The organism is Methylobacterium mesophilicum SR1.6/6, assembly GCF_000364445.2.
Taxonomy (GTDB): domain Bacteria; phylum Pseudomonadota; class Alphaproteobacteria; order Rhizobiales; family Beijerinckiaceae; genus Methylobacterium; species Methylobacterium mesophilicum_A.
The window spans coordinates 6032554-6055225 of the sequence record NZ_CP043538.1 but is presented as its reverse complement, the minus strand read 5'-3'; the positions used below and the strand labels follow the sequence as shown (position 1 = coordinate 6055225).

General features: G+C 67.7%; 24 protein-coding genes and 2 tRNA genes. 10 read left to right on the top strand and 16 right to left on the bottom strand.

Going from position 1 to position 22672, the window contains the following annotated elements:
* From MMSR116_RS28675 to MMSR116_RS28630, 10 genes are all read right to left on the bottom strand, one after another.
* Entirely contained in the window at positions 1 to 246 is a 246-nt protein-coding gene (locus MMSR116_RS28675; RefSeq protein ID WP_010684327.1) for a hypothetical protein, read from the bottom strand.
* 9 nt (positions 247 to 255) lie between these two features.
* Complete coding sequence (locus MMSR116_RS28670) at positions 256 to 438, bottom strand: hypothetical protein (RefSeq protein ID WP_010684326.1); 183 nt, start codon at positions 436 to 438, stop codon at positions 256 to 258.
* A 2-nt stretch (positions 439 to 440) separates the two neighbouring features.
* Complete coding sequence (locus MMSR116_RS28665; RefSeq protein WP_010684325.1) at positions 441 to 635, bottom strand: hypothetical protein; 195 nt, start codon at positions 633 to 635, stop codon at positions 441 to 443.
* A 182-nt stretch (positions 636 to 817) separates the two neighbouring features.
* Entirely contained in the window at positions 818 to 1075 is a 258-nt protein-coding gene (locus MMSR116_RS28660; RefSeq protein WP_010684323.1) for a hypothetical protein, read from the bottom strand.
* A gap of 79 nt (positions 1076 to 1154) precedes the next feature.
* Positions 1155 to 1230: transfer RNA gene (locus MMSR116_RS28655), tRNA-Val, on the bottom strand.
* Between the two features lie 263 nt (positions 1231 to 1493).
* On the bottom strand, positions 1494 to 3920 hold the full coding sequence (gene lon, locus MMSR116_RS28650; RefSeq protein WP_010684322.1) for an endopeptidase La: 2427 nt from the start codon (positions 3918 to 3920) through the stop codon (positions 1494 to 1496).
* Positions 3921 to 4166: 246 nt separating this feature from the next.
* The gene (gene clpX, locus MMSR116_RS28645; RefSeq protein WP_010684321.1) at positions 4167 to 5438 is read right to left on the bottom strand and encodes an ATP-dependent Clp protease ATP-binding subunit ClpX; all 1272 of its coding nucleotides are present in this window, start codon (positions 5436 to 5438) and stop codon (positions 4167 to 4169) included.
* Positions 5439 to 5622: 184 nt separating this feature from the next.
* Positions 5623 to 6249, bottom strand: coding sequence for an ATP-dependent Clp protease proteolytic subunit (locus MMSR116_RS28640; RefSeq protein ID WP_010684320.1), 627 nt, complete (start codon positions 6247 to 6249; stop codon positions 5623 to 5625).
* 126 nt (positions 6250 to 6375) lie between these two features.
* Positions 6376 to 7797 (bottom strand): trigger factor, encoded by a 1422-nt coding sequence (gene tig / locus MMSR116_RS28635; protein ID WP_010684319.1) that lies wholly within the window; start codon positions 7795 to 7797, stop codon positions 6376 to 6378.
* A 131-nt stretch (positions 7798 to 7928) separates the two neighbouring features.
* Positions 7929 to 8013: transfer RNA gene (locus MMSR116_RS28630), tRNA-Leu, on the bottom strand.
* Between the two features lie 148 nt (positions 8014 to 8161).
* Here MMSR116_RS28630 and MMSR116_RS28625 point away from each other — a divergent pair.
* Positions 8162 to 9643 (top strand): multicopper oxidase family protein, encoded by a 1482-nt coding sequence (locus MMSR116_RS28625; RefSeq protein ID WP_039893364.1) that lies wholly within the window; start codon positions 8162 to 8164, stop codon positions 9641 to 9643.
* A gap of 7 nt (positions 9644 to 9650) precedes the next feature.
* Here MMSR116_RS28625 and MMSR116_RS28620 read toward each other — a convergent pair whose 3' ends face one another.
* Complete coding sequence (locus MMSR116_RS28620) at positions 9651 to 11138, bottom strand: bifunctional ADP-dependent NAD(P)H-hydrate dehydratase/NAD(P)H-hydrate epimerase (protein ID WP_010684317.1); 1488 nt, start codon at positions 11136 to 11138, stop codon at positions 9651 to 9653.
* Between the two features lie 195 nt (positions 11139 to 11333).
* Here MMSR116_RS28620 and MMSR116_RS28615 point away from each other — a divergent pair, with 195 nt between their 5' ends.
* Both MMSR116_RS28615 and MMSR116_RS28610 read left to right on the top strand, forming a co-directional pair.
* Entirely contained in the window at positions 11334 to 11672 is a 339-nt protein-coding gene (locus MMSR116_RS28615; protein ID WP_010684316.1) for a P-II family nitrogen regulator, read from the top strand.
* 172 nt (positions 11673 to 11844) lie between these two features.
* Complete coding sequence (locus tag MMSR116_RS28610) at positions 11845 to 12024, top strand: DUF2735 domain-containing protein (RefSeq protein WP_010684315.1); 180 nt, start codon at positions 11845 to 11847, stop codon at positions 12022 to 12024.
* Between the two features lie 313 nt (positions 12025 to 12337).
* Here the strand turns inward: MMSR116_RS28610 and MMSR116_RS28605 are convergent, their stop codons facing one another.
* On the bottom strand, positions 12338 to 13372 hold the full coding sequence (locus MMSR116_RS28605; RefSeq protein WP_010684314.1) for a glutamine synthetase beta-grasp domain-containing protein: 1035 nt from the start codon (positions 13370 to 13372) through the stop codon (positions 12338 to 12340).
* 334 nt (positions 13373 to 13706) lie between these two features.
* Here MMSR116_RS28605 and glnA point away from each other — a divergent pair, with 334 nt between their 5' ends.
* From glnA to MMSR116_RS28580, 5 genes are all read left to right on the top strand, one after another.
* The gene (gene glnA / locus MMSR116_RS28600) at positions 13707 to 15116 is read left to right on the top strand and encodes a type I glutamate--ammonia ligase (RefSeq protein ID WP_010684313.1); all 1410 of its coding nucleotides are present in this window, start codon (positions 13707 to 13709) and stop codon (positions 15114 to 15116) included.
* A gap of 404 nt (positions 15117 to 15520) precedes the next feature.
* On the top strand, positions 15521 to 15928 hold the full coding sequence (locus MMSR116_RS28595) for an RNase A-like domain-containing protein (protein ID WP_158169435.1): 408 nt from the start codon (positions 15521 to 15523) through the stop codon (positions 15926 to 15928).
* 1 nt (position 15929) lies between these two features.
* On the top strand, positions 15930 to 16208 hold the full coding sequence (locus MMSR116_RS28590; protein ID WP_010684310.1) for a hypothetical protein: 279 nt from the start codon (positions 15930 to 15932) through the stop codon (positions 16206 to 16208).
* Between the two features lie 13 nt (positions 16209 to 16221).
* Complete coding sequence (locus tag MMSR116_RS28585; protein ID WP_039893359.1) at positions 16222 to 16560, top strand: hypothetical protein; 339 nt, start codon at positions 16222 to 16224, stop codon at positions 16558 to 16560.
* 40 nt (positions 16561 to 16600) lie between these two features.
* Positions 16601 to 17239, top strand: coding sequence for a VOC family protein (locus MMSR116_RS28580; RefSeq protein ID WP_010684308.1), 639 nt, complete (start codon positions 16601 to 16603; stop codon positions 17237 to 17239).
* 163 nt (positions 17240 to 17402) lie between these two features.
* Here the strand turns inward: MMSR116_RS28580 and MMSR116_RS28575 are convergent, their stop codons facing one another.
* On the bottom strand, positions 17403 to 18026 hold the full coding sequence (locus MMSR116_RS28575) for a ribonuclease D (protein WP_010684307.1): 624 nt from the start codon (positions 18024 to 18026) through the stop codon (positions 17403 to 17405).
* Positions 18027 to 18112: 86 nt separating this feature from the next.
* Between MMSR116_RS28575 and MMSR116_RS28570 the strand changes: the two genes are divergently transcribed.
* Entirely contained in the window at positions 18113 to 18541 is a 429-nt protein-coding gene (locus MMSR116_RS28570; protein ID WP_010684306.1) for a cupin domain-containing protein, read from the top strand.
* A 39-nt stretch (positions 18542 to 18580) separates the two neighbouring features.
* Here MMSR116_RS28570 and MMSR116_RS28565 read toward each other — a convergent pair whose 3' ends face one another.
* Positions 18581 to 18901: a helix-turn-helix transcriptional regulator gene (locus tag MMSR116_RS28565; RefSeq protein WP_010684305.1), complete on the bottom strand. Its 321-nt coding sequence runs from the start codon at positions 18899 to 18901 to the stop codon at positions 18581 to 18583.
* A 242-nt stretch (positions 18902 to 19143) separates the two neighbouring features.
* Positions 19144 to 20055 carry an aromatic amino acid exporter YddG gene (gene yddG / locus MMSR116_RS28555; protein WP_010684304.1) on the bottom strand — a complete coding sequence of 304 codons (912 nt, stop codon included), beginning with the start codon at positions 20053 to 20055 and terminating at the stop codon, positions 19144 to 19146.
* 99 nt (positions 20056 to 20154) lie between these two features.
* On the opposite strand from yddG, the gene MMSR116_RS28550 reads away from it, so the two are divergent.
* Positions 20155 to 21381: a glycerophosphodiester phosphodiesterase family protein gene (locus MMSR116_RS28550; RefSeq protein WP_010684303.1), complete on the top strand. Its 1227-nt coding sequence runs from the start codon at positions 20155 to 20157 to the stop codon at positions 21379 to 21381.
* A gap of 212 nt (positions 21382 to 21593) precedes the next feature.
* Here the strand turns inward: MMSR116_RS28550 and MMSR116_RS28545 are convergent, their stop codons facing one another.
* The gene (locus tag MMSR116_RS28545) at positions 21594 to 21833 is read right to left on the bottom strand and encodes a hypothetical protein (protein WP_010684302.1); all 240 of its coding nucleotides are present in this window, start codon (positions 21831 to 21833) and stop codon (positions 21594 to 21596) included.
* Positions 21834 to 22672 lie beyond the last annotated feature (839 nt).

The window sequence follows — 22672 nt, the reverse complement described above, 5'->3', positions numbered from 1 at the left end:
CTAGTCCGCCCGCACCTCGCTCCGGCCCAGCTGAGAAAGCACATAGCGCCCAGCCGCTGTCAGGTACCACGCCGACCGCGTGCGCCCTGGGCCGCGAGTGACGCGCGACTCGACCAGTCCCATCTCGACCAGCATCGGCATGACGGACGGGTGCACCTGCATCCGGAGGCCGCCGGGGTTGGCCGCGACGGCGCGCAGGGCCTTCAGCGCGAGGCCGCGGACCGGGGCGTGCGGTTCGGTAGGCATGCCGGCGGGCTATTGCAGCGTCCCGGGCGAGTCCATGACGCCCAGACGGATAGCCAAAGCCAAAAGGTCGCTGTCGGTCAGCGTCTCGCCGTCGACCAGCCAGAGCGCGAAGTCGTCGCTCCAGGGCTCGACCGTTTTGCCGAGCAGCCGCAGCGCTTCAACGGCCTCTAGGATCGGATCGATGTCGCCCATCTTTACGTCAGTGCGATCAGCATCCAGGCGCGCGCCTTCGCCTCGATGTCGTGCTCGTCGGCCGATGGGTCGTCGGCGATGGCGCGGTTCACGATCTCCCGGGCGTCCACGCCGCTCATCCCGATACCTTGGATGAACCCACTGAGCCGCCCCATCAGACGGCTGGCCACAAGTTCGCGTCTTGCGTTGTCGCTCATCCTCTCCGCCGCCTGCGCCTAGGCTTCGCCGGAAGCGCCTTGGCCAGTACGTTCCGGATTTCGCGCAGGATCAAGTCGGAGGCGCCAGGGTTATCGACCTCTCCTGCGACGTTGACGAACAGCTCGATGAGCCTGAGGGCTTCGTATGGATCCATCAGCGGAGCGGGTTCGTCGGCCATCGCTCACCCCTTCACCGGGTGCGCCAGAAGCACCGCAGTCCGGATCATGTTGCGCTTCCACGCCGCCTTGTCGGTCTTCAGCGCCTCGGCCGCGCGCTCGTTCGTCCGCAGCATTTCGACGAGGTCGAGGGTCCAGCCCTTCGCGAGTGGGTAGGCCTCGGCGGCGAGGTCGGCCAGCACGGCGTCGACCGCGGCATCGACCTCCTGATCGGAGATCTCGGCGGCCTTGCGCAACTCGGAGACGGTGGGGTTGTTGGCCATGATGCTTACTATACGCTTACCCAACGAATGCTCTGGTAAGCGTGATGAGTGAAAACGAGAGCTAAGTCACTGAAGTATCTGGTGGGCGGTGAGGGACTCGAACCCCCGACCCTCTCCGTGTAAAGGAGACGCTCTACCAACTGAGCTAACCGCCCCGCGGCCCACCGTTACGGCATGGCACCGGTTTGGTGCAAGGCTCCGCGCGTTCGGTTGCGCCTAAGGGCGGCGCTGCATAGCCTCCACCGCCGAGCCGGGACACGTGCCCCGTAAATAGGATGCCCATAACGATCCGTTGGGCCGATCCGCAAGCTCGGGGCCGCGCTTGCATCATGGGGCAAGCAGTAGGCGTCCGGGCGTCAGGGCATCAAAAAGCCCCCGGCGCCGGGCACCGGGGGCTCGTCTCACACGCTCAAGTGGCTCAGTGCGCCACGAAGGCGGCACCGTCCTCCTCGGTCCGGGCGGGCTTGGCCACGGGCAGCGGCTCTTCCCACTCGATCGCCTCGGGCTGGCGGACCAGCGCCTTCTCCAGCACCTGATCCATCCGCGAGACCGGGATGATCTCCAAACCGTTCTTCACGCTGTCGGGCACCTCAGCGATGTCCTTGGCGTTCTCCTCGGGGATCAGCACCGTCTTGATGCCGCCGCGGAGCGCGGCGAGCAGCTTCTCCTTCAGGCCACCGATCGGCAGGACCCGGCCGCGGAGCGTCACCTCGCCGGTCATCGCGACGTCGCGACGGACCGGGATCCCGGTGAGCGTCGAGATGATCGCAGTCGCCATGGCGATGCCGGCCGACGGGCCGTCCTTCGGGGTCGCCCCCTCCGGAACGTGGACGTGGATGTCGCGGCGCTCGAAGAGCGGCGGCTCGATGCCGAAATCCAGGGCTCGGGAGCGGACGTAGCTCGCCGCCGCCGAGATCGATTCCTTCATCACGTCCTTCAGGTTGCCGGTGACCGTCATCTTGCCCTTACCAGGCATCATGACGCCCTCGATCGTCAGCAGCTCGCCGCCGACCTCGGTCCAGGCCAGACCCGTTACCACGCCGACCTGATCGTCCGCGTCGATCTCGCCGTAACGGAACTTCGGCGGGCCGAGGAAGACGGGCAGGTTCTCCGGCGTCACCGCGACGGACTTGGTCTTGGTGATCAGGATCTCCTTCACCGCCTTGCGGATCAGGTTGGACAGCTCGCGCTCCAGGTTGCGGACGCCGGCCTCCCGCGTGTAGCGGCGGACCAGCATCATCAGCCCATCATCGTCGATCGACCACTCATGCGTCCCGAGGCCGTGCTTCTTCAGGGCGTTCGGGATCAGGTGCTTGCGCGCGATCTCGACCTTCTCCTCCTCGGTGTAGCCGGCGATGCGGATCACCTCCATCCGGTCCATGAGCGGGCCCGGAATGTTGAGGGTGTTGGCCGTGGTCACGAACATCACGTTCGAGAGGTCGTAATCCACCTCCAGGTAGTGGTCGTTGAAGGTGCTGTTCTGCTCAGGGTCGAGCACCTCGAGGAGGGCCGCCGACGGATCGCCGCGGAAATCCATGCCCATCTTGTCGATCTCGTCGAGCAGGATGAGCGGGTTCGAGGTCTTGGCCTTGCGCATCGACTGCACGATCTTGCCGGGCATCGAGCCGATATAGGTCCGGCGGTGACCGCGGATCTCGGCCTCGTCGCGGACGCCGCCGAGCGACATCCGGACGAACTCGCGACCCGTCGCCTTGGCGATGGACTTACCGAGCGAGGTCTTGCCGACGCCCGGGGGACCGACGAGGCACAGGATCGGACCGGTGAGCTTGTTCGCCCGCTGCTGCACGGCGAGGTACTCGACGATCCGCTCCTTGACCTTGTCGAGGCCGAAATGGTCCTCGTCGAGCAGCGCCTGGGCACCGAGCAGGTCCTTCTTGATCTTCGAGCGCTTGCCCCACGGGATGCCGAGCATCCAGTCGAGATAGTTGCGCACGACGGTCGCCTCGGCCGACATCGGCGACATCTGCCGGAGCTTCTTCAGCTCGGCGGTGGCCTTGTCGCGGGCCTCCTTGGAGAGCTTGGTCTTCTCGATCTTCTCTTCCAGCTCGGCCAACTCGTCGCGGCCATCCTCGGAGTCGCCCAGCTCCTTCTGGATCGCCTTCATTTGCTCGTTCAGGTAGTACTCGCGCTGGGTCTTCTCCATCTGCCGCTTGACGCGGGTCCGGATGCGCTTCTCCACCTGGAGCACGGAGATCTCGCTCTCCATCAGCGACAGCACGCGCTCGAGGCGCTGCGCCACCGTAGGTGTCTCCAGGATGCCCTGCTTGTCGGAGATCTTGACGAGCAGGTGCGAGCCAATCGTGTCGGCGAGCTTGGACGGCTCGTCGATCTGGGTCACGGCGGAGACGACCTCGGGGGAGATCTTCTTGTTCAGCTTGACGTAGTTCTCGAACTCCGAGAGCACGGAGCGCGCGAGCGCCTCGGCCTCGACGCGGTCGCCGAGTTCGTCGTGCAACGCCTCGGCAGTGGCCTCGTAGAACTCGTCTGAGCGGGTGAAGTCCACGACCTTCGCGCGACCGACGCCCTCGACCAGCACCTTCACGGTGCCGTCAGGCAGCTTCAGCAGCTGGAGCACGGAGGCGAGGGTTCCGATCTTGTAGATGGCGTCGGTCGCCGGATCGTCGTCGCCCGCGTTGATCTGCGTGGCGAGCAGGATATGGCGGTCCGTGCGCACGGCCTCCTCAAGGGCGCGGATCGACTTCTCGCGGCCCACGAACAGGGGCACGATCATGTGCGGGAAGACGACGATGTCGCGCAGGGGGAGGACGGCGTAGGTGCCCGTCGAACCCGGGACCACCGGCTGGCGCGATTTCGACTGTGACATGCTGACTTCCTCTCAGGACGCCCGGGTTCGGCGCCCCCATGCACGGAGCGCGCCTACAGCCAGGGGCCGACCGGGCCGCGAGGGTCGGATTTCGCTAACTTTGCGGCTGGCGACGCGGACCGGACCTCGAAGGAGCGTGCGGCCACCGCGCTGAGCCTGAGGTGGCTGCGGGGAGCAACATTTTCAAGCCGATCCCCGCAGCGCGCCCGGCCGGAGCCGGGCGCTCAATGCAACCCTACCGGGCGCCTACGCGCTGACGCTGGCGGGCGCGTCCTTGTTGCGATCGCCGTGGATGTAGAGGGGGCGCGACTTGCCCTCCACCACCTCCGGACCGATGACCACCTGCTCCACGGACTCGAGACCCGGCAGGTCGTACATCGTGTCGAGCAGGATCGTCTCCAGGATGGAGCGCAGGCCGCGGGCGCCGGTCTTGCGCTCGATCGCCTTACGGGCCACGAGCGAGAGCGCCTCGTCCTGGAAGGTCAGATCGACGTTCTCCATCTCGAACAGCCGCTGGTACTGCTTGACCAGGGCGTTCTTCGGCTCCTGAAGAATCTTCTTCAGCGCGGCCTCGTCGAGGTCCTCCAGCGTCGCCAGGACCGGCAGGCGGCCAACGAACTCGGGGATGAGGCCGAACTTCAGCAGGTCCTCCGGCTCGACCGAGCGGAAGATCTCGCCGGTGCGGCGGTCATCCGGGGCCTGCACGGTCGCGCCGAAGCCGATCGAGGTGCCCTTGCCGCGCTGGGAGATGATCCGCTCCAGCCCCGCGAAGGCGCCGCCGCAGATGAACAGGATGTTGGTGGTGTCGACCTGCAGGAATTCCTGCTGCGGGTGCTTCCGGCCGCCCTGGGGCGGTACGGAGGCGACCGTGCCCTCCATGATCTTCAGGAGCGCCTGCTGCACGCCCTCGCCCGACACGTCGCGGGTGATCGACGGGTTGTCGGACTTGCGGGAGATCTTGTCGATCTCGTCGATGTAGACGATGCCGCGCTGCGCCCGCTCGACGTTGTAGTCCGAGGCCTGGAGCAGCTTCAGGATGATGTTCTCGACGTCCTCACCGACGTAGCCGGCCTCGGTGAGCGTCGTGGCGTCCGCCATGGTGAACGGCACGTCGAGGATCCGGGCCAGCGTCTGCGCGAGCAGTGTCTTGCCCGAGCCGGTCGGCCCGATCAGCATGATGTTGGACTTGGCCAGCTCGACGTCGTTGTGCTTCGTCGCGTGGGCGAGCCGCTTGTAGTGGTTGTGCACCGCGACCGAGAGGACCTTCTTGGCGAAGTCCTGGCCGATGACGTAATCGTCGAGGACCCGGCGGATCTCCTTCGGCGTCGGCACCCCGTCGCGGCTCTTCACCAGCGAGGATTTCGACTCCTCGCGGATGATGTCCATGCACAGCTCGACGCACTCGTCGCAGATGAACACGGTCGGGCCGGCGATCAGCTTGCGGACCTCGTGCTGGCTCTTGCCGCAGAACGAGCAATACAGCGTGCTCTTCGAGTCGTTGCCGCCAGTCTTGCTCATATCGGTCTCCGATTCCCCGCGTCCGCAGCCGGCTACGGGCGGACGCGCATCGCATGAATGTAGGGGGCCCGTTTAAAGAAACAGTGTGCTGTGCGCCTTTGACCGAAGGGCCCGAACCTCGATGCAAACACGCTGCCGCGGCGGGATCAAGGCCGCGCCGCGGCGGTCGGACGACGCATTCCGCTTAGGTTGCGGCCGGCTCCGGACGCTTCTCGATCACCTCGTCGATGAGACCGAACTCCTTGGCCGCGTCGGCGGTCATGAAGTTGTCGCGCTCCAGCGCCGTATGGATCGTGTCGTAGTCGCGACCCGTGTGCTTCACGTAGATCTCGTTCAGGCGCCGCTTCAGCGCCTCGATCTCGCGGGCGTGGATCAGGATGTCGGTCGCCTGGCCCTGGAAGCCGCCGGAGGGCTGATGGACCATGATCCGGGCGTTCGGGAGGGCGAAGCGATGGCCGGGCTCGCCGGCGGTCAGCAGCAGCGAGCCCATCGAGGCGGCCTGGCCGACGCAGAGGGTCGTCACCGGGCAGCGGATGAACTGCATCGTGTCGTAGATCGACAGGCCCGAGGTGACGACGCCGCCGGGGGAGTTGATGTAGAAGGAGATTTCCTTCTTCGGGTTCTCCGCCTCGAGGAACAGCAGCTGCGCCACGATCAGGGACGCGCCGTAATCCTCCACGGGACCGGTGAGGAAGATGATGCGCTCACGCAGCAGGCGGGAATAGATGTCGAAGGCGCGCTCGCCGCGGCTCGACTGCTCGACGACCATCGGCACGAGCGCGTTGTTGTAGACGTCGATCGGATCTCTCATCTCGTCCTGCCCCAGAGTGAGGCCCAGGGTTGCCGCGAATCAGGGCAACCCCGGACATGTCAGCGAACACCGGCGATGCTTAACCATCGCCTAACCCTTGCCCGCCGTCCTGGGACAGGGCGGGACTCAGTCGGCCTTGGCCTCGGGCTTGGACTCGTCCTCGGCCTCGGCCTTGTCTGCCGGCTTGCCGCCGGTCGTGTCGTCGTCATCATCGTCCGCGAAAAGCGCCTCTTTCGAGACGGGCTCCTCGACGAGTTTGACCTGCCCGAGAACGTGGTCAACCACCTTTTCCTCGAACAGGGGCGCGCGGAGTTCCGCGAGCGCCTGCGCATTCTTCCGGTAGAAGTCCCAGACCTGCTGCTCCTGGCCCGGGAACTGCCGGACCCGGGCGATGAGGGCCTGGTTCACCTCGTCATCCGAGACCTTGATATCGGCGCTCTCGCCGACCTGCGCAAGCACGAGACCGAGGCGGACGCGGCGTTCGGCGATCTTCCGGTACTCGGCCTGGGCCTTCTCCTCGGTGGTGTCCTCGTCCTCGAAGGTCTTACCGCGGGTCTTGAGGTCCTGCTCGACCTGCGCCCACACGGCGGCGAATTCCTGCGCCACCAGGGAGGGGGGCAGCTCGAAGGCGTACTTGCCGTCCAGCGCGTCGAGCAGGTCCTTCTTCAGGAGGCGGCGCGAGGCGGCCTCGAAGTCCCGGCCGATCGCCTCGGACACGGCCTCGCGGAGCTTCTCCAGCGACTCCATGCCCATGGACTTCGCGAGTTCGTCGTCGACCTTGGCCTCGCCCGCCGCCTGGATCTTCGTGACCGTCACGTCGAACTCGGCATCCTTGCCGGCGAGGTTCTCGGCCCCGTAGGCCTCCGGGAAGGTGACCTTCACGAGGCGCTTGTCGCCAACCTTGGCGCCGACGAGCTGCTCCTCGAAGCCCGGGATGAACGAGCCGGAGCCGAGCTCCAGATCGATGCCCTCGCCCTTGCCGCCCTGGAACTCCTCGCCGCCAATGCGGCCGACGAAGTCGATGGTGACGCGGTCGCCGCTCTGGGCCTCGGCGCCCTCCTCGCGCTCGGCGAACGGGCGGCTCTGGCCGGCCATGCGCTCCAGGGCCTCGTTCACCTCCGCGTCGGAGGGCTTGGCGACGCGCTTGGTCAGGCTGACGTCGGAGAGGTCGGCGAGTTCGAAGCTCGGCATCACCTCGAGGGCGACCTTGAAGGCGAGGTCACCCTTGGCGTCCAGCGCCTTCTCGACCTCGGCCTGATCGCTCGGGAACTCGACCTGCGGCTCCAGGGCGAGCTTGAGGCCGTTGTCGGTCACGATCTGGCGGTTGGCCTCGTTGACGGCGTTCTGAACCACCTCGGCCATCACGGAGCGGCCGTAGACCTTGCGCAGGTGCGCGACCGGCACCTTGCCGGGGCGGAAGCCCTTGAGCTGCACCTTGTCCTTCATGCCGGACAGCTCGTTGGTCAGGCGCTCCTCGAGTTCCTGGGCGGCCAGCAGCACCTGAAACTCGCGCTTCAGCCCCTGGGCGTTGATCTCGGTCACCTGCATCGTCGTCGTCGCTCTTCAAAGAAACCTGGGGTCGCCGGCCGGGCCGGCGTCGTGCTCGCGCGGACCGGGATGCCGAGATGTCGGGTACGGGGCGGAGGGTCCCGAGGGGACCGCAACCTCAGCAGAGGTCCTGGTGCGGGCGGAGGGGCTCGAACCCCCACGTCTTGCGACACTGGAACCTAAATCCAGCGCGTCTACCAGTTCCGCCACGCCCGCGCGCGCCGACATCCGGCGCATCGCCGGCCGCCGGAAGCGCGCCCTATAGCATGGGCCGGCGGGCCCGCAGCAAAAAACTTGCCCCTGTGGCGCGGGAGCCCGCGCGCCGCTAAGGAGCGGACCCGTCGCGACCCGCAGCCGAGATCCCATGCCGCCATCCCGCACCGTGCCGCCGACCGATTCGCGTGCCGGCACGCCGTCGCGCCGGACCCTGCTCGCCGCCGCGGCGGCCTTCGGGCTCGGGCCGGAGGTCGCGCGGGCCCAGGCGCCGGGGGCGCCCTCCCCCGCCCAGCCGGAGCCCGCGGCCGCGCCGGCGACCCTACCGGCGGCGCCCGGCACGACGCGGTTCAGGCCGGAACCCGCGCCGGAGACGACGGTCTGGTGCTTCGACGGCAAGGCCCTGCCGCCGGTCGTCCGGGTGAAGCTCGGCCAGCCGGTGCGGCTGAAGGTCGAGAATAAGACCGACAAGCCCCTGTCGCTGCACTGGCACGGGGTGAGGAACGTCAACGCCATGGACGGCGTCGGCGGGGTGACCCAGGCGCCGATCCCGCCGGGCGGCGACTTCCTCTACGCCTTCACGCCGCCGGATGCCGGCTCCTACCTGATCCGGCCCCTGGTCGTCGGTGGGGCGAGCGAGCCGTCGGGCCGCGGCCTCGCGGGCATGCTGGTCGTCGAGGAGACCAACCCACCCGCGGTCGACGCCGATGTCAGCGTCGTCCTGCAGGACTGGCGGATCCAGGACGACGGCACCCTCATGCCGTTCGGGCAGACGGCGCTCGCCGCCGCGAACGGGCGCCTCGGCAATCTCGTGACCGTCAACGGCAAGCCGGTGCCGGGCGCCTTCGAGGCCCGCCCGGGCTCCCGGGTCCGCCTGCGGCTGGGCAATGCCTGCAACGCCCGGGCGACGCGGATCAAGTTCGAGGGCGTGAAGGTCTACGTGGCGGCCGTCGACGGGCAGCCGACCGACACGTTCGAGCCCCTGCGGGCCACCCTGCCCTTCCCGCCCGGCACCCGCTACGACCTGCTGGTCGACCTACCCGAGCAGGAGGGCGCCACCTGCGAGATCCACGCGCTGATCGGCAAGGGACTCGTCCTGGCCAGCGTCACCACGAAGGGCCCCAGGATCACCGAGAAGCGGCCGCCGATCGGGCCGATCGGCGAGAACAAGCGCCTCCCGGCCGAGATCAAGCTCCAGAACGCCCTGCGCCGCGACGTGGTCATCACCGGCGGCGCCTTCGTGCCGAAAGACGCCAAGGAGAAGGTCAAGGACGGGGCGGCGCCCGAGCCCGTCTACACGGGCGACCCGCAGAAGGTCTGGTCGGTGAACGGCACCAGCGGCGTTGCCGGCCTGCAGCCGATCTTCTCGGTCAAGCGCGGCCAGGTCGTGGTCCTGGCGCTGCGGAACGAGACGGCCTTCCCGCAGGCCCTGCACCTGCACGGCCACTGCTTCCGCCTGCTCCACCCCCTGGACGACGGCTGGGAACCCTACTGGCTCGACACGTTCCAGCTGCTGGAGGGCCGGACTGCCCGGATCGGCTTCCTGGCCGACAATCCCGGCCGCTGGCTGATCAGCGCCACGGTGCTGGAGCGGTTCGATACTGGACTCTGGACGGCGTTCGAGGTCACCTGATCGCGGCTTACGCGAAGCCCCGCAGCACCGCGGGCATCAGCTCGGGGATGTCCTCGGCGATCAGGCCGGGGCCGTGGCGCAGGCCGGCGTCGCCGTGGAGCCAGACGCCGGCGGACGCCGCTTCGAAGGGCTCCATGCCCTGCGCGAGCAACCCGGCGATCAGGCCGCCCAGCACATCGCCCGAGCCGGCGGTGCCGAGATAGGGGCTGCCGTGATCGTTGATGGCGGCGCGTCCGTCCGGGGCTGCGATGACGGTATCGGAACCCTTCAGGACGACGACCGCGCCGGTCAGGCGCGCAGCCGCCCGGGTCCGGGCGACCTTGTCGGCGCCCTCCGCCGTCGCCTCCGTGCCGTCGAACAGCCGCGCGAACTCGCCCGCATGCGGCGTCAGCACCGCCTGCGCGCCGCCGTCGGCGAGATGCGCGGCCAGCAGCGGCGCCTGCCCGGCGAAGCTCGTGAGCGCGTCGGCGTCGAGGACGAGCCCCCGCCCGGCCGCCGCCGCCACCGCGACGCGCTCCCGAGTGGGCTCGCCGGTGCCGAGGCCCGGTCCGGCTAGGACCACATTCAGACGCTCGTCGGTGAGCATGTCGTCGAGGTCGTCGGCGCTCTCGCACGGACGCAGCATGATCGCCGTGAGGTGCGCGGCGTTCTCGGGCAGCGCGGCGACCGGCGAGACGACCGTCACTAGTCCGGCGCCGACCCGAAGAGCGCCGCGGGCCGCGAGCCGGGCGGCACCGGTCTTGGTGGCCGGTCCCGACAGCACGAGAGCGTGGCCGCGGGTGTATTTGTGGCTCGTGCCGGTCAGGCGGGGGAATTCCCGCGCCCAGAGATCCGGACCGTTCCGGTAGGTTGGCACACAGGCAGCGAGACCGGCCTCAAAGGCGGCTGGCCCGGTGCCGATATCGGCCACGCTCAGCTGACCGCAGAGGCTGCGGCCGGGTTCGAGCAGGTGGCCGGGCTTGAGGGTCACGAAGGTCACGGTCTCGACGGCGCGGATCCCGGCGCCGCGCACCGCCCCGGTGTCGCCGTCGACGCCGCTCGGCACGTCCACAGCGAGGACCGGCGTCCCGCTGGTATTCACCGCCTCCACAAGCGCGCGGGCGACACCGTCGAGGTCGCGGGCGAGACCGGCGCCGAACAGGGCGTCGACCACAAGATCACAGGGAGGAAGCGCCTCCGGATTCGCCCTTCCGACCGGGCCACGCCAGGCCTCGGCGGCGCGGGCGGCGTCGCCCTTCAGCGTCGCGCGGTCGCCCAGGAGGAGAAGCTCGACGGTGGCACCGCCCTCCGCCAGCAGACGCGCGGCGACAAAGCCGTCGCCGCCGTTGTTCCCGGGTCCGCACAGGATCACGATCCGTCCGCCCGCGGGCAACCGGGCTCGGGCGCGGGCCGCCACCGCGGCGCCGGCCGCCTCCATCAGCGTGAGGCCCGAGGTCTCGCCATCGATCGCCGCGGCATCGACCCGCCTCATTGCCGCGACCGTCAGCAACCGCATGTCCGCCTCCAACCCTGCCCGTGCGCCGATCAAGCCTTGGCTAAAGACGCGCCACAAAAACTCGAAATGCCCTAAGGATGTGCTGGAATCGCACATTGATTAGGCACCATGCTCCGGCGCGCCGAGAAATCGGCATGGCGGACACGTCACGAGGATGTTAGAAATGCCAGCCACCGCAGAGCAGGCCCGAGCGGCATGAAGAAGATCGAAGCGATCATCAAGCCTTTCAAGCTCGACGAAGTGAAGGAGGCGCTCCAGGAGGTCGGCCTCCAGGGCATCACCGTCATCGAGGCGAAGGGTTTCGGCCGGCAGAAGGGCCATACCGAGCTCTATCGCGGGGCCGAATACGTCGTGGACTTCCTGCCGAAGGTGAAGCTGGAGATCGTGCTCTCCGACGCGCTGGTCGAGGGCGCGGTGGACGCGATCCGCAAGGCGGCCCAGACCGGCCGCATCGGCGACGGCAAGATCTTCGTGTCGACCATCGAGGAGGCGATCCGCATCCGCACCGGCGAGACCGGCACGGACGCGATCTGACCGGCGATTGCGCTTGGGCCAGCCGGCACGGTTCGGTGACTGCCTAAGTTTTCGCTCTGCACGAATGTCCGGCATCGGCGCTTTTCGCCATGGAGCGCCGCGTTCCGCACCCCACATCATCGAGAACGGCCGACGCGATCGGTCGCCGAGACCTGATGCAGGAGGATGTGCGATGGCCGGTACGGACCCGCGCGAGACGGCCAAGATCTACGATCTGTCCGCGTTCCGGCGCGCCCGCGCGACGCCCAGGACCATTACGGAGGCGAAGCCCGCCCCGACGCCGAGTTTCGGCGGCGGTGCGTGGTATCACGACGCTGCGATCCGCGAAGACGAGCGCCCGCGCCGGTCCTGAAGTGCAAGCCCTTTTCCCCGGGCGCATGCAGCGCCAGCGGAGTGCGATCCGGGATCCATCGTAAAACGTCGCAAAGCGGCTGCGCGTAACAAGCTGCGCCGCTCGCGCGGCGCGTCCTGTACCGGATCCCGGACCACCGTCCACTGCGTCCGGGAAAGGCGTGCGGCTCGTCAGGCGATTGGCAACGTCGTACGGCGCTCGCAGCCAAACGTCCGGGCCGTACTGCCGGCAGCCACCTTTTGGAAGGCGTTCTCGAAACGGCGAAGCCGGACCCGAGGGCCCGGCTTCGTATCGTCTGTCGAAGCTTCGCGTCTTACGCGGCGGCAGCAGCCTCGGTCGGCACGGACGCGATCGTCTTCAGCACCTGCGAGGCGATCTGGTAGGGGTCGCCCTGCGAGTTCGGACGGCGGTCCTCCAGGTAGCCCTTGTAGCCGTTGTTGACGAAGGAGTGCGGCACGCGGATCGAGGCGCCGCGGTCGGCCACACCGTACGAGAACTCGTGGATCGAGGCGGTCTCGTGCTTGCCGGTCAGGCGCATGTGGTTGTCCGGACCGTAGACCGCGATGTGCTCCTCGCGGGCGTTCTTGAACGCCTCCATGAGCTTCTCGAAATAGGCCTTGCCGCCGTGCTCGCGCATGAACGCGGTCGAGAAGTTGCAATGCATGCCCGACCCGTTCCAGTCGGTGTCGCCGAGCGGCTTGCAGTGGTACTCGACGTCGATGCCGTACTTCTCGCAGAGGCGCTGCAGGAGGTAGCGGGCCATCCACATCTCGTCGGCGGCCTTCTTGGAGCCCTTGCCGAAGATCTGGAATTCCCACTGACCCTTGGCCACCTCGGCGTTGATGCCCTCGTGGTTGATACCGGCATCGAGGCAGAAGTCGAGGTGCTCCTCGACGATCTTGCGGGCGACGTCGCCGACGTTCGAGTAGCCGACGCCGGTGTAGTACGGGCCCTGCGGCGCCGGGTAGCCGGAGGCCGGGAAGCCGAGCGGGCGGCCATCCTTGTACAGGAAGTACTCCTGCTCGAACCCGAACCATGCGCCGGCATCGTCCAGGATGGTGGCGCGCTTGTTGGACTCGTGCGGGGTCACGCCGTCCGGCATCATCACTTCGCACATCACCAGCACGCCGTTCTTACGGGCCGGGTCGGGGAAGTGGCGCACGGGCTTCAGCATGCAGTCGGAGCTGCCGCCCTCGGCCTGCTTCGTGGACGAGCCGTCGAAGCCCCACATGGGGAGCTGGTCGAGGGTCGGGAAGCTGTCGAAATCCTTGATCTGCGTCTTGCCGCGGAGATTCGGGGTCGGCGTGTACCCGTCGAGCCATATGTACTCGAGCTTGTATTTGGTCATTCCGGTTCTCTCGTCCGTATCGATGCGCGACCGGGGCACCCCTGGACAACGCGAACGGCTTGCCGCCTCGGCGACGGCCGATGCCGCCTTTGCACGGAGCATGCCAGACGGCTCTTGCCGCGGGTCTGCCCCGCGCTACACACGTGATTTCTCGATCACGGATCCGAGAGCGCGCGGCAAGGCGGCGCGATCAGCCCACCCGAAAGGCCGATTCCGCCGCTCGCCGGGTGGCAAGGGGCGCCCGCGCCAGATATCAAGCGCCGCTTGCCGGCGCGGCGAACCGGTTCGGACGCGCGACGAGAGAGTGTTCAGAAATCCCTGGAGGATGCCCACGATGACCACTGCGGCCGAGGTGCTGAAGACGATCCGGGACAACGACGTGCGCTACGTGGACTTCCGGTTCACCGACCCGCGCGGCAAGTGGCAGCATGTCACGTTCGACGTGTCGCTCATCGACGAGGAGATCTTCGACGAGGGCACCATGTTCGACGGCTCCTCGATCGCCGGCTGGAAGGCGATCAACGAGTCCGACATGCTCCTGATGCCGGATCCGGTGACCGCCACCCTGGATCCGTTCTTCTCGGCCGCGACGATGTCGATCGTCTGCGACGTGCTGGAGCCGGCCACCGGCGAGCCCTACGGGCGCGACCCCCGCGGCACCGCCAAGCGCGCTGAGGCCTACCTGCAGCAGACCGGCATCGGCGACACGATCTATGTCGGCCCCGAGGCCGAGTTCTTCGTGTTCGACGACGTGAAGTTCGGCGCCGACCCGTACCGCACCGGCTTCGAGCTCGATTCCACCGAGCTGCCGACCAACGGCTTCACCGATTACGAGGGCGGCAACCTCGGCCACCGGGTGCAGACCAAGGGCGGCTACTTCCCGGTCCCGCCGCAGGATTCGGCCCAGGACATGCGCGGCGAGATGCTGGCCGCCATGCAGTCCATGGGCGTGAAGGTCGAGAAGCACCACCACGAGGTGGCCTCGGCCCAGCACGAGCTCGGCATGAAGTTCGACACGCTGACCCTGCTCGCCGACCACATGCAGATCTACAAGTACTGCATCCACAACGTCGCGCAGAGCTACGGCAAGTCGGCGACGTTCATGCCCAAGCCCGTCTACGGCGACAACGGCTCCGGCATGCATGTCCACCAGTCGATCTGGAAGGACGGCAAGCCGGTCTTCGCGGGCGACAAGTATGCCGGCCTGTCCCAAGAGTGCCTCTGGTACATCGGCGGCATCATCAAGCACGCCAAGGCGCTGAACGCCTTCACCAACCCGTCGACCAACTCGTACAAGCGTCTGGTGCCGGGCTACGAGGCGCCGGTGCTGCTGGCCTACTCGGCGCGCAACCGCTCGGCTTCCTGCCGCATACCGTGGACCAAGAGCCCGAAGGCCAAGCGCGTGGAGGTCCGCTTCCCCGACCCGATGGCGAATCCCTACCTCGCCTTCTCGGCGCTGCTGATGGCCGGCCTCGACGGCATCCGCAACAAGATCGACCCGGGCCCGGCCATGGACAAGGACCTCTACGAGCTGCCCCCGCGGGAGCTGAAGAAGATCCCGACCGTGTGCGGTTCGCTCCGCGAGGCCCTCACCAGCCTCGACAGGGACCGAGCCTTCCTCAAGGAGGGCGGCGTGTTCTCGGACGACCAGATCGACTCGTTCATCGAGCTAAAGATGACCGAGGTGCTGCGCTACGAGATGACCCCGCACCCGATCGAGTTCGTGCAGTACTACTCGTTGTGAGGTGAGAGCGGGGCCGGGCGTGATGCCCGGCCCCGCTCGTGACCGGTGATGGCCGTGTCACTCACCCGCACCCTCCCCAGTCCGAGAACAAAACAAAAACATTTTTGACCTACAAGACAATTATCCTATCATAGGCCCTGCGCTTTTGGCGAGGGTGATTCATGTGCTTGAAAGAGACCTTCGTCGCCCGGACGCAATGGCAGCTTGTAGCCCTTCGCGTATGGGTAAAGCTACTTCGGCTCGGACTAGTACTACACGCCTACAATCCCAGCCAACCACGCGTGCCGGCCGGTCAGCCAGACGGTGGCCAGTGGACACATGAGGGCGGTATTGGAGAAGTTGCAACCGGCAATGATGCGCATTTCATCCTCGTGGGCAATGACGATTAGAAGTATAGAGTCGATCTGAAAGCTGAAGAAGGTCGAGGCGGACACACTCTCGGGAAGCACGTTGGCAAATCCGACGACGAATTGTTCGAACGCGTGCGGAAATCTCAGTGGCGCTCTTGGATTGCCCATGGAGGAATGCGGCGAAATGGGAGCTTTGATTCTATCGAATCAGCCAATGATCTGGTGAATCAGACACTTGCGTCCAACCAAGAGGCCGTTGATCGCGTCGCATCCGGCTTAGATGATCGCAAATTTATTACTAGGTCGTTCGACCATAAAACTGGAAGGGAGGCTTACAGCACAGACGAAGGCGTCGTCTACATGCGCAACACACGCAATGCCGGCGTCGAATTAAGACATGACCCCACCTCTCCGCGAGGATTCCGCATACGAACCGCCTATCCTTTAACGGAGGGAGACTGAGATGAAATTGTCGACTGAATTTCTTGAGTTTAGTTTGCAGTTCTATCAAGATATTTTGGACGATGTATCCAGCGAAGACGAGATGATTGATACGGTGCTGTCTCCCCTGAAAGACGAGGGAAAGCGAATAAATTTGCGGAAATATTTGGATACGATCACCAGCGATCAGATTTCTGACGAAGAATTGAAAAAGCTGTGGTGGTCGTCATCTGCCGATGTCGTGTTCCACGATGGCGCCGCGCTCAGAACCTTCCTCAGAAAGGTGCGGGACAGGTTATGACGCGAGAGCATTCGTGAGCCGGCGGAGCAAGCTGATCAACCGGGCGCGGCGGAAGTCGGGGCGTTTGCCCGCGACACCCGAATTCATCCGCTTCGGTGAGCGGTTCAATCAGAGCATCGACCATCTGTACGGGTCGTTGGAGGAAGCCACTGCCGCGATTCTCACCAGCTTCAAGGGTGAGGATCGGCGTCGCCTGCGCGATTTCGTCGCCTCGATCCTGGCGAGCGACCTGACGCCGGACGAACAGATGAAACTCTGGGCCAGAGCCTGCACGGATTGGCGTTTCCGCGGCCCGGACGATCTCAGGCGCTTCCTGACCCAGGTCCATCTCGACCTGCGGAAGGGCCTGTGACACGGCAGCGTCTCAATCATCCAAGACAGCGTATGCGCGCATGCTCACCCTCGACCACCTCGCCGTCGTCGCCCCGAACCTCGCCGAGGGCGTCGCGCATGTCCGCGACTGCCTCGGCCTCTCCATGCCGGAGGGCGGCCGCCATCGGGAGATGGGCACCCGCAACCACCTGCTGCGCCTCGGAGCGGCCACGTTCCTGGAGGTGATCGCCGTCGATCCGGAGACACCCGTCCCGGCACGCGCCCGCTGGTTCGGCCTGGGCGACGCCGCGCAGGTGCGGGCGGACTGGGATTTGGGCCGGCGGCTGCGCGGGTTCGTCGCCCGCACGGACGACCTCGACGGCGTGCTCGCCGCCCATGGCGACCTGCTCGGGCAGGCCGCCACCATGACCCGCGGCGCCCTGGCGTGGCGCTTCGGCGTGCGCCCGGACGGAGCTTGGCCGGCGGACGGCGCCGCGCCGTATGTGATGGATTGGGGTCCTCGTGGTAGCCCCGCCGCGTCGATGCCGGACCTCGGCGCCCGCCTTGAGGCCGTCGTCCTGACGCATCCGGATCCGGACGCGGTGGCGCAGCTTCACGCCGCGCTCGGCCTCGCCGATCCCCCGACCATCGTGGATGGCCCCGGCCCGCGCTGGAGCGCACGGATCACGACGCCCTCCGGCACCCGGACGCTGACTTGACGACGGACCCTCCTCGCCGGCCTGATCGGGATGGTGACCGGCGAGGAGGGCCTGGCCGGGACTCGGAGGCCGCGGCATGGGCAACCTAGCAGCGGCGTTTCGCGGCGCGGTGACAGGAAAGGCTCACCCGGTACGGGAATCGCGCAGGATCCCGCCGAAACGGTCATGTGTGCGCGAAGATGTCGGTCTCGGGCCAGCCGTCGAGGTCGAGGCGGGCGCGGGTCGGCAGGAAGGCGAAGCAGGCGGCGGCGAGGTCGGTGCGGCCCTCGCGGGCCAGCATGGCGTCGAGCCGCTCGCGGGCGGCGTGGAGGTGGAGCACGTCGGACGCGGCGTAATCGAGCTGCGCCTGCGACAGGCTCTCGGCGCCCCAGTCGGAGGATTGCTGCTGCTTGGACAAATCGACGCCGACGAGTTCGCGGACCACGTCCTTGAGCCCGTGCCGGTCGGTATAGGTGCGGGCGAGCTTCGAGGCGATCTTGGTGCAGTAGACCGGCTGCGGCATCACCCCGAACGCCTTGAACAGCACCGCCACGTCGAAGCGGGCGAAGTGGAAGATCTTCAGGATTCCGGGATCGGCCAGGACGCGCTTGAGCACGGCCGGCTCGGGGCCGGCCTGCGGGATCTGCACCACGTCGGCGGTCCCATCGCCGGTGGAGATCTGCACCACGCAGAGCCGGTCGCGGTGCGGGTTCAGCCCCAGGGTCTCGGTGTCGATGGCCACCGCCCGGCCGGCGTCGTAGTCGGCGGGCAGGTCGCCGCGGTGGAGGCGTACAATCGGGCTCGGCATGATGTGAGGACCTTGAGGGTTTTCGGCCGGTAGCATCGGTGCCAAGTGGCGGCAAGCCGCGGACGGTCCGCGGCAGGGAGGCGTACATGACTGCGGCCGAGGTGATCGCAACCCTGGGACTGAAGCCGCACCCGGAGGGGGGCCACTACCGCGAGACGTTCCGCGATCCGCGCACCGTCGAAGGCCGCTCGGTCGGCACGGCGATCTACTTCCTGCTGGATCTCGGCGAGGTCTCCGCCTGGCACCGGGTCGACGCCACCGAGATCTGGCACTGGCATGCGGGCGCGCCGCTGGTGATCACCACGAGCCCGAACGGGCACGACGCCGAAGCGCGGCATCTCGGTCCTGACCTCACCGCCGGCCAGCGCCCGCAATGCGTGGTTCCGGCCGGCCATTGGCAGACCGCCACCAGCCTCGGGGCCTGGACGCTCGTCGGCTGCACGGTCTCGCCGGGCTTCGACTTCTCAGGTTTCGAGATGGCGCCGCCGGACTGGCGGCCGACGCCGCGGGGTTAAGGTCTGATTGGGTCCGTCTCACGACGGGCTCACGCTCTCTCAAGCCGCATCCGCGATCTCCAAGGCTTCCAGATAGGCCCGCAATAGGGAGGCCCGTCCCGGCCGGAAGCTGCCGCTCTGGCGACGCGCTTCGACGATGCGATCAATCCGAAACATCCGGGACGCCGCGCACAGGCGGCACCACGCCAGGACGACCAAGCGCCCCTCCGTGTAGACGATCGCCAGCGGCGGGATCGACCGCTGCGTGACTGACCCGTGTTCGTCCGTATAGTCGATGGTGAAGGCTTCCTCCCGCCAGCACGCCCGCCGGATCGCTCCGAGGCTCGGCGGGGGCGTGTAGCGCGCGTCGGGGCGGTACACCTTCGATACAGCGTGGAACAGGTGGTCTTCGCGGTCGCCCGGCAGGGTCGCCGCTCTACGAAATGCTCACGGATCGGTTCGGCGTGACGTGGGTCCTGGACGTGATGGCTCCGTGAACGGATCTGCCTGCCGGCAGACGAGCGGACGACTGTTCGCGCTCCGGCCGCGCAGCTGAAACGCTGGGCGATCGAGCGGGCGTTCGGAAGTAGCCGTCCTTCGGTCGAGGCGGCGGGCCACTTCTCCTACGCACCCCGCACCGCCCGCGAGGCCTGCACCGCCGTGAGCGCGCCGGCCACGATAAGAAGGCAGGCGAGCGCCAGCACGGGACTCGGGCTGGCATAGCCCGTCGCCACCAGGATCAGCGTCGAGAGGACCGGCGCCGCATAGGCGGTGACCCCGAGCAACCGGACGTCCCCGCGCTTGCAGCCGATGTCCCAGAGATAGAACGCGGCACCCACCGGCCCGAGGCCGAGGAGCAGCACCGCGCCCCACTGGACGGCGTCGGCCGGCCAGACCGTCGTCTCGAAGGCCAGGTGGCAGACGAGGCTCAGCGCGGCCGTGACGAGGCAGAAGCCCGCCACTGCGTCGGTCGGCACCTGCCCGACCCGGGCGGAGAGCACCGAGTAACCCGCCCAGACGAAGGCCGCCGCCAGGGAGGCGACGTAGCCCGGCAACGCGCCCGCGGCGAAGTCCAGGTCGCCCCGGCCGGCGAACAGGGCGGCGACGCCGGCAAGACCCAGAACCGCGCCGGCGAGATGGCCCCGGCGCAAGCCCCCCGAGCCCGGCAGGCGGGCGGAGAACAGCACGATGAGCAGCGGCCAGAGATAGTTGATCAGCCCGGCCTCGGCCGGCGGCGCGAGCCGGAGCGCGCTGAAGTAGAGCGCGTGGTAGCCGAACAGGCCGCCGACGCCGAGCAGCCAGACCGGCCAGGGCTGGACCAGAACCCGCGCGCGGCTCGGACGGGCGATCCAGGTGGCGCAGCCGCACAGGCCGCCGACCAGGAAAGTCATGGCGGCGAGTTGGAACGGCGGCACCGTGCCGGAGGCGGCGGTGAACAGGGCGAGGAGCGACCACAGCAGGATCGCGCCGAACCCCGCGATCGTGGCGGACGCGTTCGGCGTGCGGGCGGCGGAGATTGATGCGGACCGGCTCATGCCCCGCGGCTATCATGCGGCATCCGAGTCGGCGAGGCCGGGGTCACCCGGCTGTCACCGCCGCTCTTTACCGGCGGCTCGGAACGGGGGAGATCTGCGATGCGTGCGATCCTGGCAGCGGTGGCGCTGATCCTGGCGGTCGGGCCGGCACGAGCCGGCGAAGCCGCGCAACTGGGCCCCCGGCCGTTCTACCTCGTCGACCAGCTCAAGCCCGGCCCCCTCAAGGACAAGCTCGCCGCTTGCGGGGTCGACCGGACCTACACGCCCAGGACCTTCTCGATCTCGCACCGGGGCGCACCGCTCATGTTCCCCGAGCACACCCGCGAGGGGCTGATCGCTGCCGACCGGATGGGGGCCGGGATCATCGAGTGCGACGTGGCCTTCACCAAAGACCGCCAGCTCGTCTGCCGCCACAGCCAGTGCGATCTGCACACCACCACCGACATCCTGGCCCGGCCCCAGTTCGCGGCGAAATGCAGCCAAGGCTTCACGCCGGCCGATCCGGCCACGGGCCGCAAGGCCTCGGCCAAGTGCTGCACCAGCGACCTGACCCTCGACGAGTTCAAGTCGCTCAACGGCAAGATGGACGCGGCCGACCCCGAGGCCACGACGGTGGCCGCCTACCTGAACGCGACGCCGCGCTGGCGCACGGATCTGTACGCCACCACCGGCACGCTCATGTCCCACAAGGAGTACATCGCCCTGGTGAAGGGCATGGGCCGGAAGTTCACCCCCGAGCTGAAGGCGCCGCAGGTCCCGATGCCCTTCGACGGCACCTACACCCAGGACATGTACGCGCAGCAGCTGATCGACGAGTACAGGCAGGCCGGCATCCCGGCCGCGGACGTCTACCCGCAGAGCTTCCAGCTCCAGGACATCCTGTACTGGCTGGACAAGGACCCGGATTTCGGCCGTCAGGCGATCTTCCTCGACAACCGCGACGAGACCACCCAGGGCTTCGACCCGGAGAAGGCCGCCACGTGGCAGCCCGGCATGGCCGAGCTGGCGCAGAAGGGCGTCCGGATCCTGTCCCCGCCCCTGTGGATGCTGGTCCGCCCGGGACCGGGCGATACGATCGAGCCCTCCACCTATGCGCGGGCAGCGAAGCAGGCGGGCCTCGACCTGATCGCTTGGTCGCTGGAGCGGTCGGGGCCGCTGAAGGATGGCGGGGGCTACTATTATCAGTCGATCAAGCCGGTGGTGACCGGGGACGGCGACATCCTTCGACTCCTCGACGTGCTGCACGGGCAGGTCGGCGTCCGGGGCGTCTTCTCCGACTGGCCGGCGACCACGACCTTCTACGCCAACTGCGTCGGCGCGCCGTAGCGGGCTCAGTCGGCCCAGAGGGCCACCAGGGCGAAGAAGCCGGCCATCGCGACGTTGACGATGAAGCAGCCGGCGATGATCAAGGCGAGCGTCATGGTGGCCTCGAAGGTGGGGCACTAGAGCGGGAACGGGATCGGAGCCTGGCCGAGCCGCGGGCACGGCTGTCCGGCGAGCCCCGCGGATCGTCGGCGCGGGCCGTGCCGGATGTCGCCTCAGGACGGACCGAGCACCCGCATGAGGTCCAACAGGTAGTCGGCGCTCAGCGGTTTCCACCCGAGCCGTCGCCGGGTCAGGCCGTAGCCCACACAGAGCACCGCGGCGCAGCCGATCACGGCCAGCGTGAACCATACGAGATCGCCGCTGGCGAAACCCACCGCGGCTCCGAACAAGGACGTCGCCACGAAGATGATCCGGCTCGGATGGCCCGGGCCGCGCGTCGTCACGTCAGACATGGGAACCTCCTTCGATCCGGGTCAGCGGGCGCGGCAGTCGGGGCCGAACCACGTCAGGGTCCGGCGATGCATGCCGCTCGGCCAGCTGGGCTTGCCGGTGGAGGGTGCTGTCGGCCTGGGCGACGGCGCGCTGCCGGTGCAGGCCCGGGGTGCAGGCCGCGGCCATCGCGATCTTCGCGGCCGTCGGAAGGCGGTGAGGACGGCGTTGCCCACGACGCGCCGGCGGCCAGCGTAGACAAAGGACGGTGGTCGCGAACAGATTGAACGTCGTCTTTACCGTAACACTGCTGGGTCATGATACGTGTGGCCCGGTCTCCTGTCGGCGCGGCCATCCGCGACCCGACGGAACGAGACCTAGACCGACCTGCACGGGTTGTTCGTGCCCCAGAGCACGTGAACAATCCCGTCCAGCGGGCAAAACCGTGCACACGGAACCGACGCATTGGAAAAACCCGCGCCGTCCCATGACAGGCGCGATCAGATTACCGTCATCTGACGCTGAGCTACCGCGGTTCCGGAATGAGTACCGGCGCACATTCGAACAGATTTCTTCTGCGAAGCCTGTCCGACCTGAATTTTCCAATCCTCAGCCTCATCCTGAGGTGCCCGCGCCAGCGGGCCTCGACGGAGGGCTCCAGGGATCGCTGCGGGTTCTGGAGGCCTCCTTCGAGGCCTCCGCTGCGCTCCGGCGCCTCAGGATGAGGGCGCGGACTGGAGACCGGCCACCGCCGAACGCACCGGGCTTTCGACATCAGACAGGCTGTCAGATCTCGAGGGGCTCGGCCGGAGCACGCCGCACGCAGGGTCGCCCGAACAACAACGGGCGCGCCGGCCTCGGC

Excerpts from the sequence above, each read along its gene's own strand:
- MMSR116_RS28675 (WP_010684327.1), bottom strand. The coding sequence starts at position 246 with ATGCCTACCGAACCGCACGCCCCGGTCCGCGGCCTCGCGCTGAAGGCC.
- MMSR116_RS28670 (WP_010684326.1), bottom strand. The coding sequence starts at position 438 with ATGGGCGACATCGATCCGATCCTAGAGGCCGTTGAAGCGCTGCGGCTG.
- MMSR116_RS28665 (WP_010684325.1), bottom strand. The coding sequence starts at position 635 with ATGAGCGACAACGCAAGACGCGAACTTGTGGCCAGCCGTCTGATGGGG.
- MMSR116_RS28660 (WP_010684323.1), bottom strand. The coding sequence starts at position 1,075 with ATGGCCAACAACCCCACCGTCTCCGAGTTGCGCAAGGCCGCCGAGATC.
- lon (WP_010684322.1), bottom strand. The coding sequence starts at position 3,920 with ATGTCACAGTCGAAATCGCGCCAGCCGGTGGTCCCGGGTTCGACGGGC.
- clpX (WP_010684321.1), bottom strand. The coding sequence starts at position 5,438 with ATGAGCAAGACTGGCGGCAACGACTCGAAGAGCACGCTGTATTGCTCG.
- MMSR116_RS28640 (WP_010684320.1), bottom strand. The coding sequence starts at position 6,249 with ATGAGAGATCCGATCGACGTCTACAACAACGCGCTCGTGCCGATGGTC.
- tig (WP_010684319.1), bottom strand. The coding sequence starts at position 7,797 with ATGCAGGTGACCGAGATCAACGCCCAGGGGCTGAAGCGCGAGTTTCAG.
- MMSR116_RS28625 (WP_039893364.1), top strand. The coding sequence starts at position 8,162 with ATGCCGCCATCCCGCACCGTGCCGCCGACCGATTCGCGTGCCGGCACG.
- MMSR116_RS28620 (WP_010684317.1), bottom strand. The coding sequence starts at position 11,138 with ATGCGGTTGCTGACGGTCGCGGCAATGAGGCGGGTCGATGCCGCGGCG.
- MMSR116_RS28615 (WP_010684316.1), top strand. The coding sequence starts at position 11,334 with ATGAAGAAGATCGAAGCGATCATCAAGCCTTTCAAGCTCGACGAAGTG.
- MMSR116_RS28610 (WP_010684315.1), top strand. The coding sequence starts at position 11,845 with ATGGCCGGTACGGACCCGCGCGAGACGGCCAAGATCTACGATCTGTCC.
- MMSR116_RS28605 (WP_010684314.1), bottom strand. The coding sequence starts at position 13,372 with ATGACCAAATACAAGCTCGAGTACATATGGCTCGACGGGTACACGCCG.
- glnA (WP_010684313.1), top strand. The coding sequence starts at position 13,707 with ATGACCACTGCGGCCGAGGTGCTGAAGACGATCCGGGACAACGACGTG.
- MMSR116_RS28590 (WP_010684310.1), top strand. The coding sequence starts at position 15,930 with ATGAAATTGTCGACTGAATTTCTTGAGTTTAGTTTGCAGTTCTATCAA.
- MMSR116_RS28580 (WP_010684308.1), top strand. The coding sequence starts at position 16,601 with ATGCTCACCCTCGACCACCTCGCCGTCGTCGCCCCGAACCTCGCCGAG.
- MMSR116_RS28575 (WP_010684307.1), bottom strand. The coding sequence starts at position 18,026 with ATGCCGAGCCCGATTGTACGCCTCCACCGCGGCGACCTGCCCGCCGAC.
- MMSR116_RS28570 (WP_010684306.1), top strand. The coding sequence starts at position 18,113 with ATGACTGCGGCCGAGGTGATCGCAACCCTGGGACTGAAGCCGCACCCG.
- yddG (WP_010684304.1), bottom strand. The coding sequence starts at position 20,055 with ATGAGCCGGTCCGCATCAATCTCCGCCGCCCGCACGCCGAACGCGTCC.
- MMSR116_RS28550 (WP_010684303.1), top strand. The coding sequence starts at position 20,155 with ATGCGTGCGATCCTGGCAGCGGTGGCGCTGATCCTGGCGGTCGGGCCG.
- MMSR116_RS28545 (WP_010684302.1), bottom strand. The coding sequence starts at position 21,833 with ATGTCTGACGTGACGACGCGCGGCCCGGGCCATCCGAGCCGGATCATC.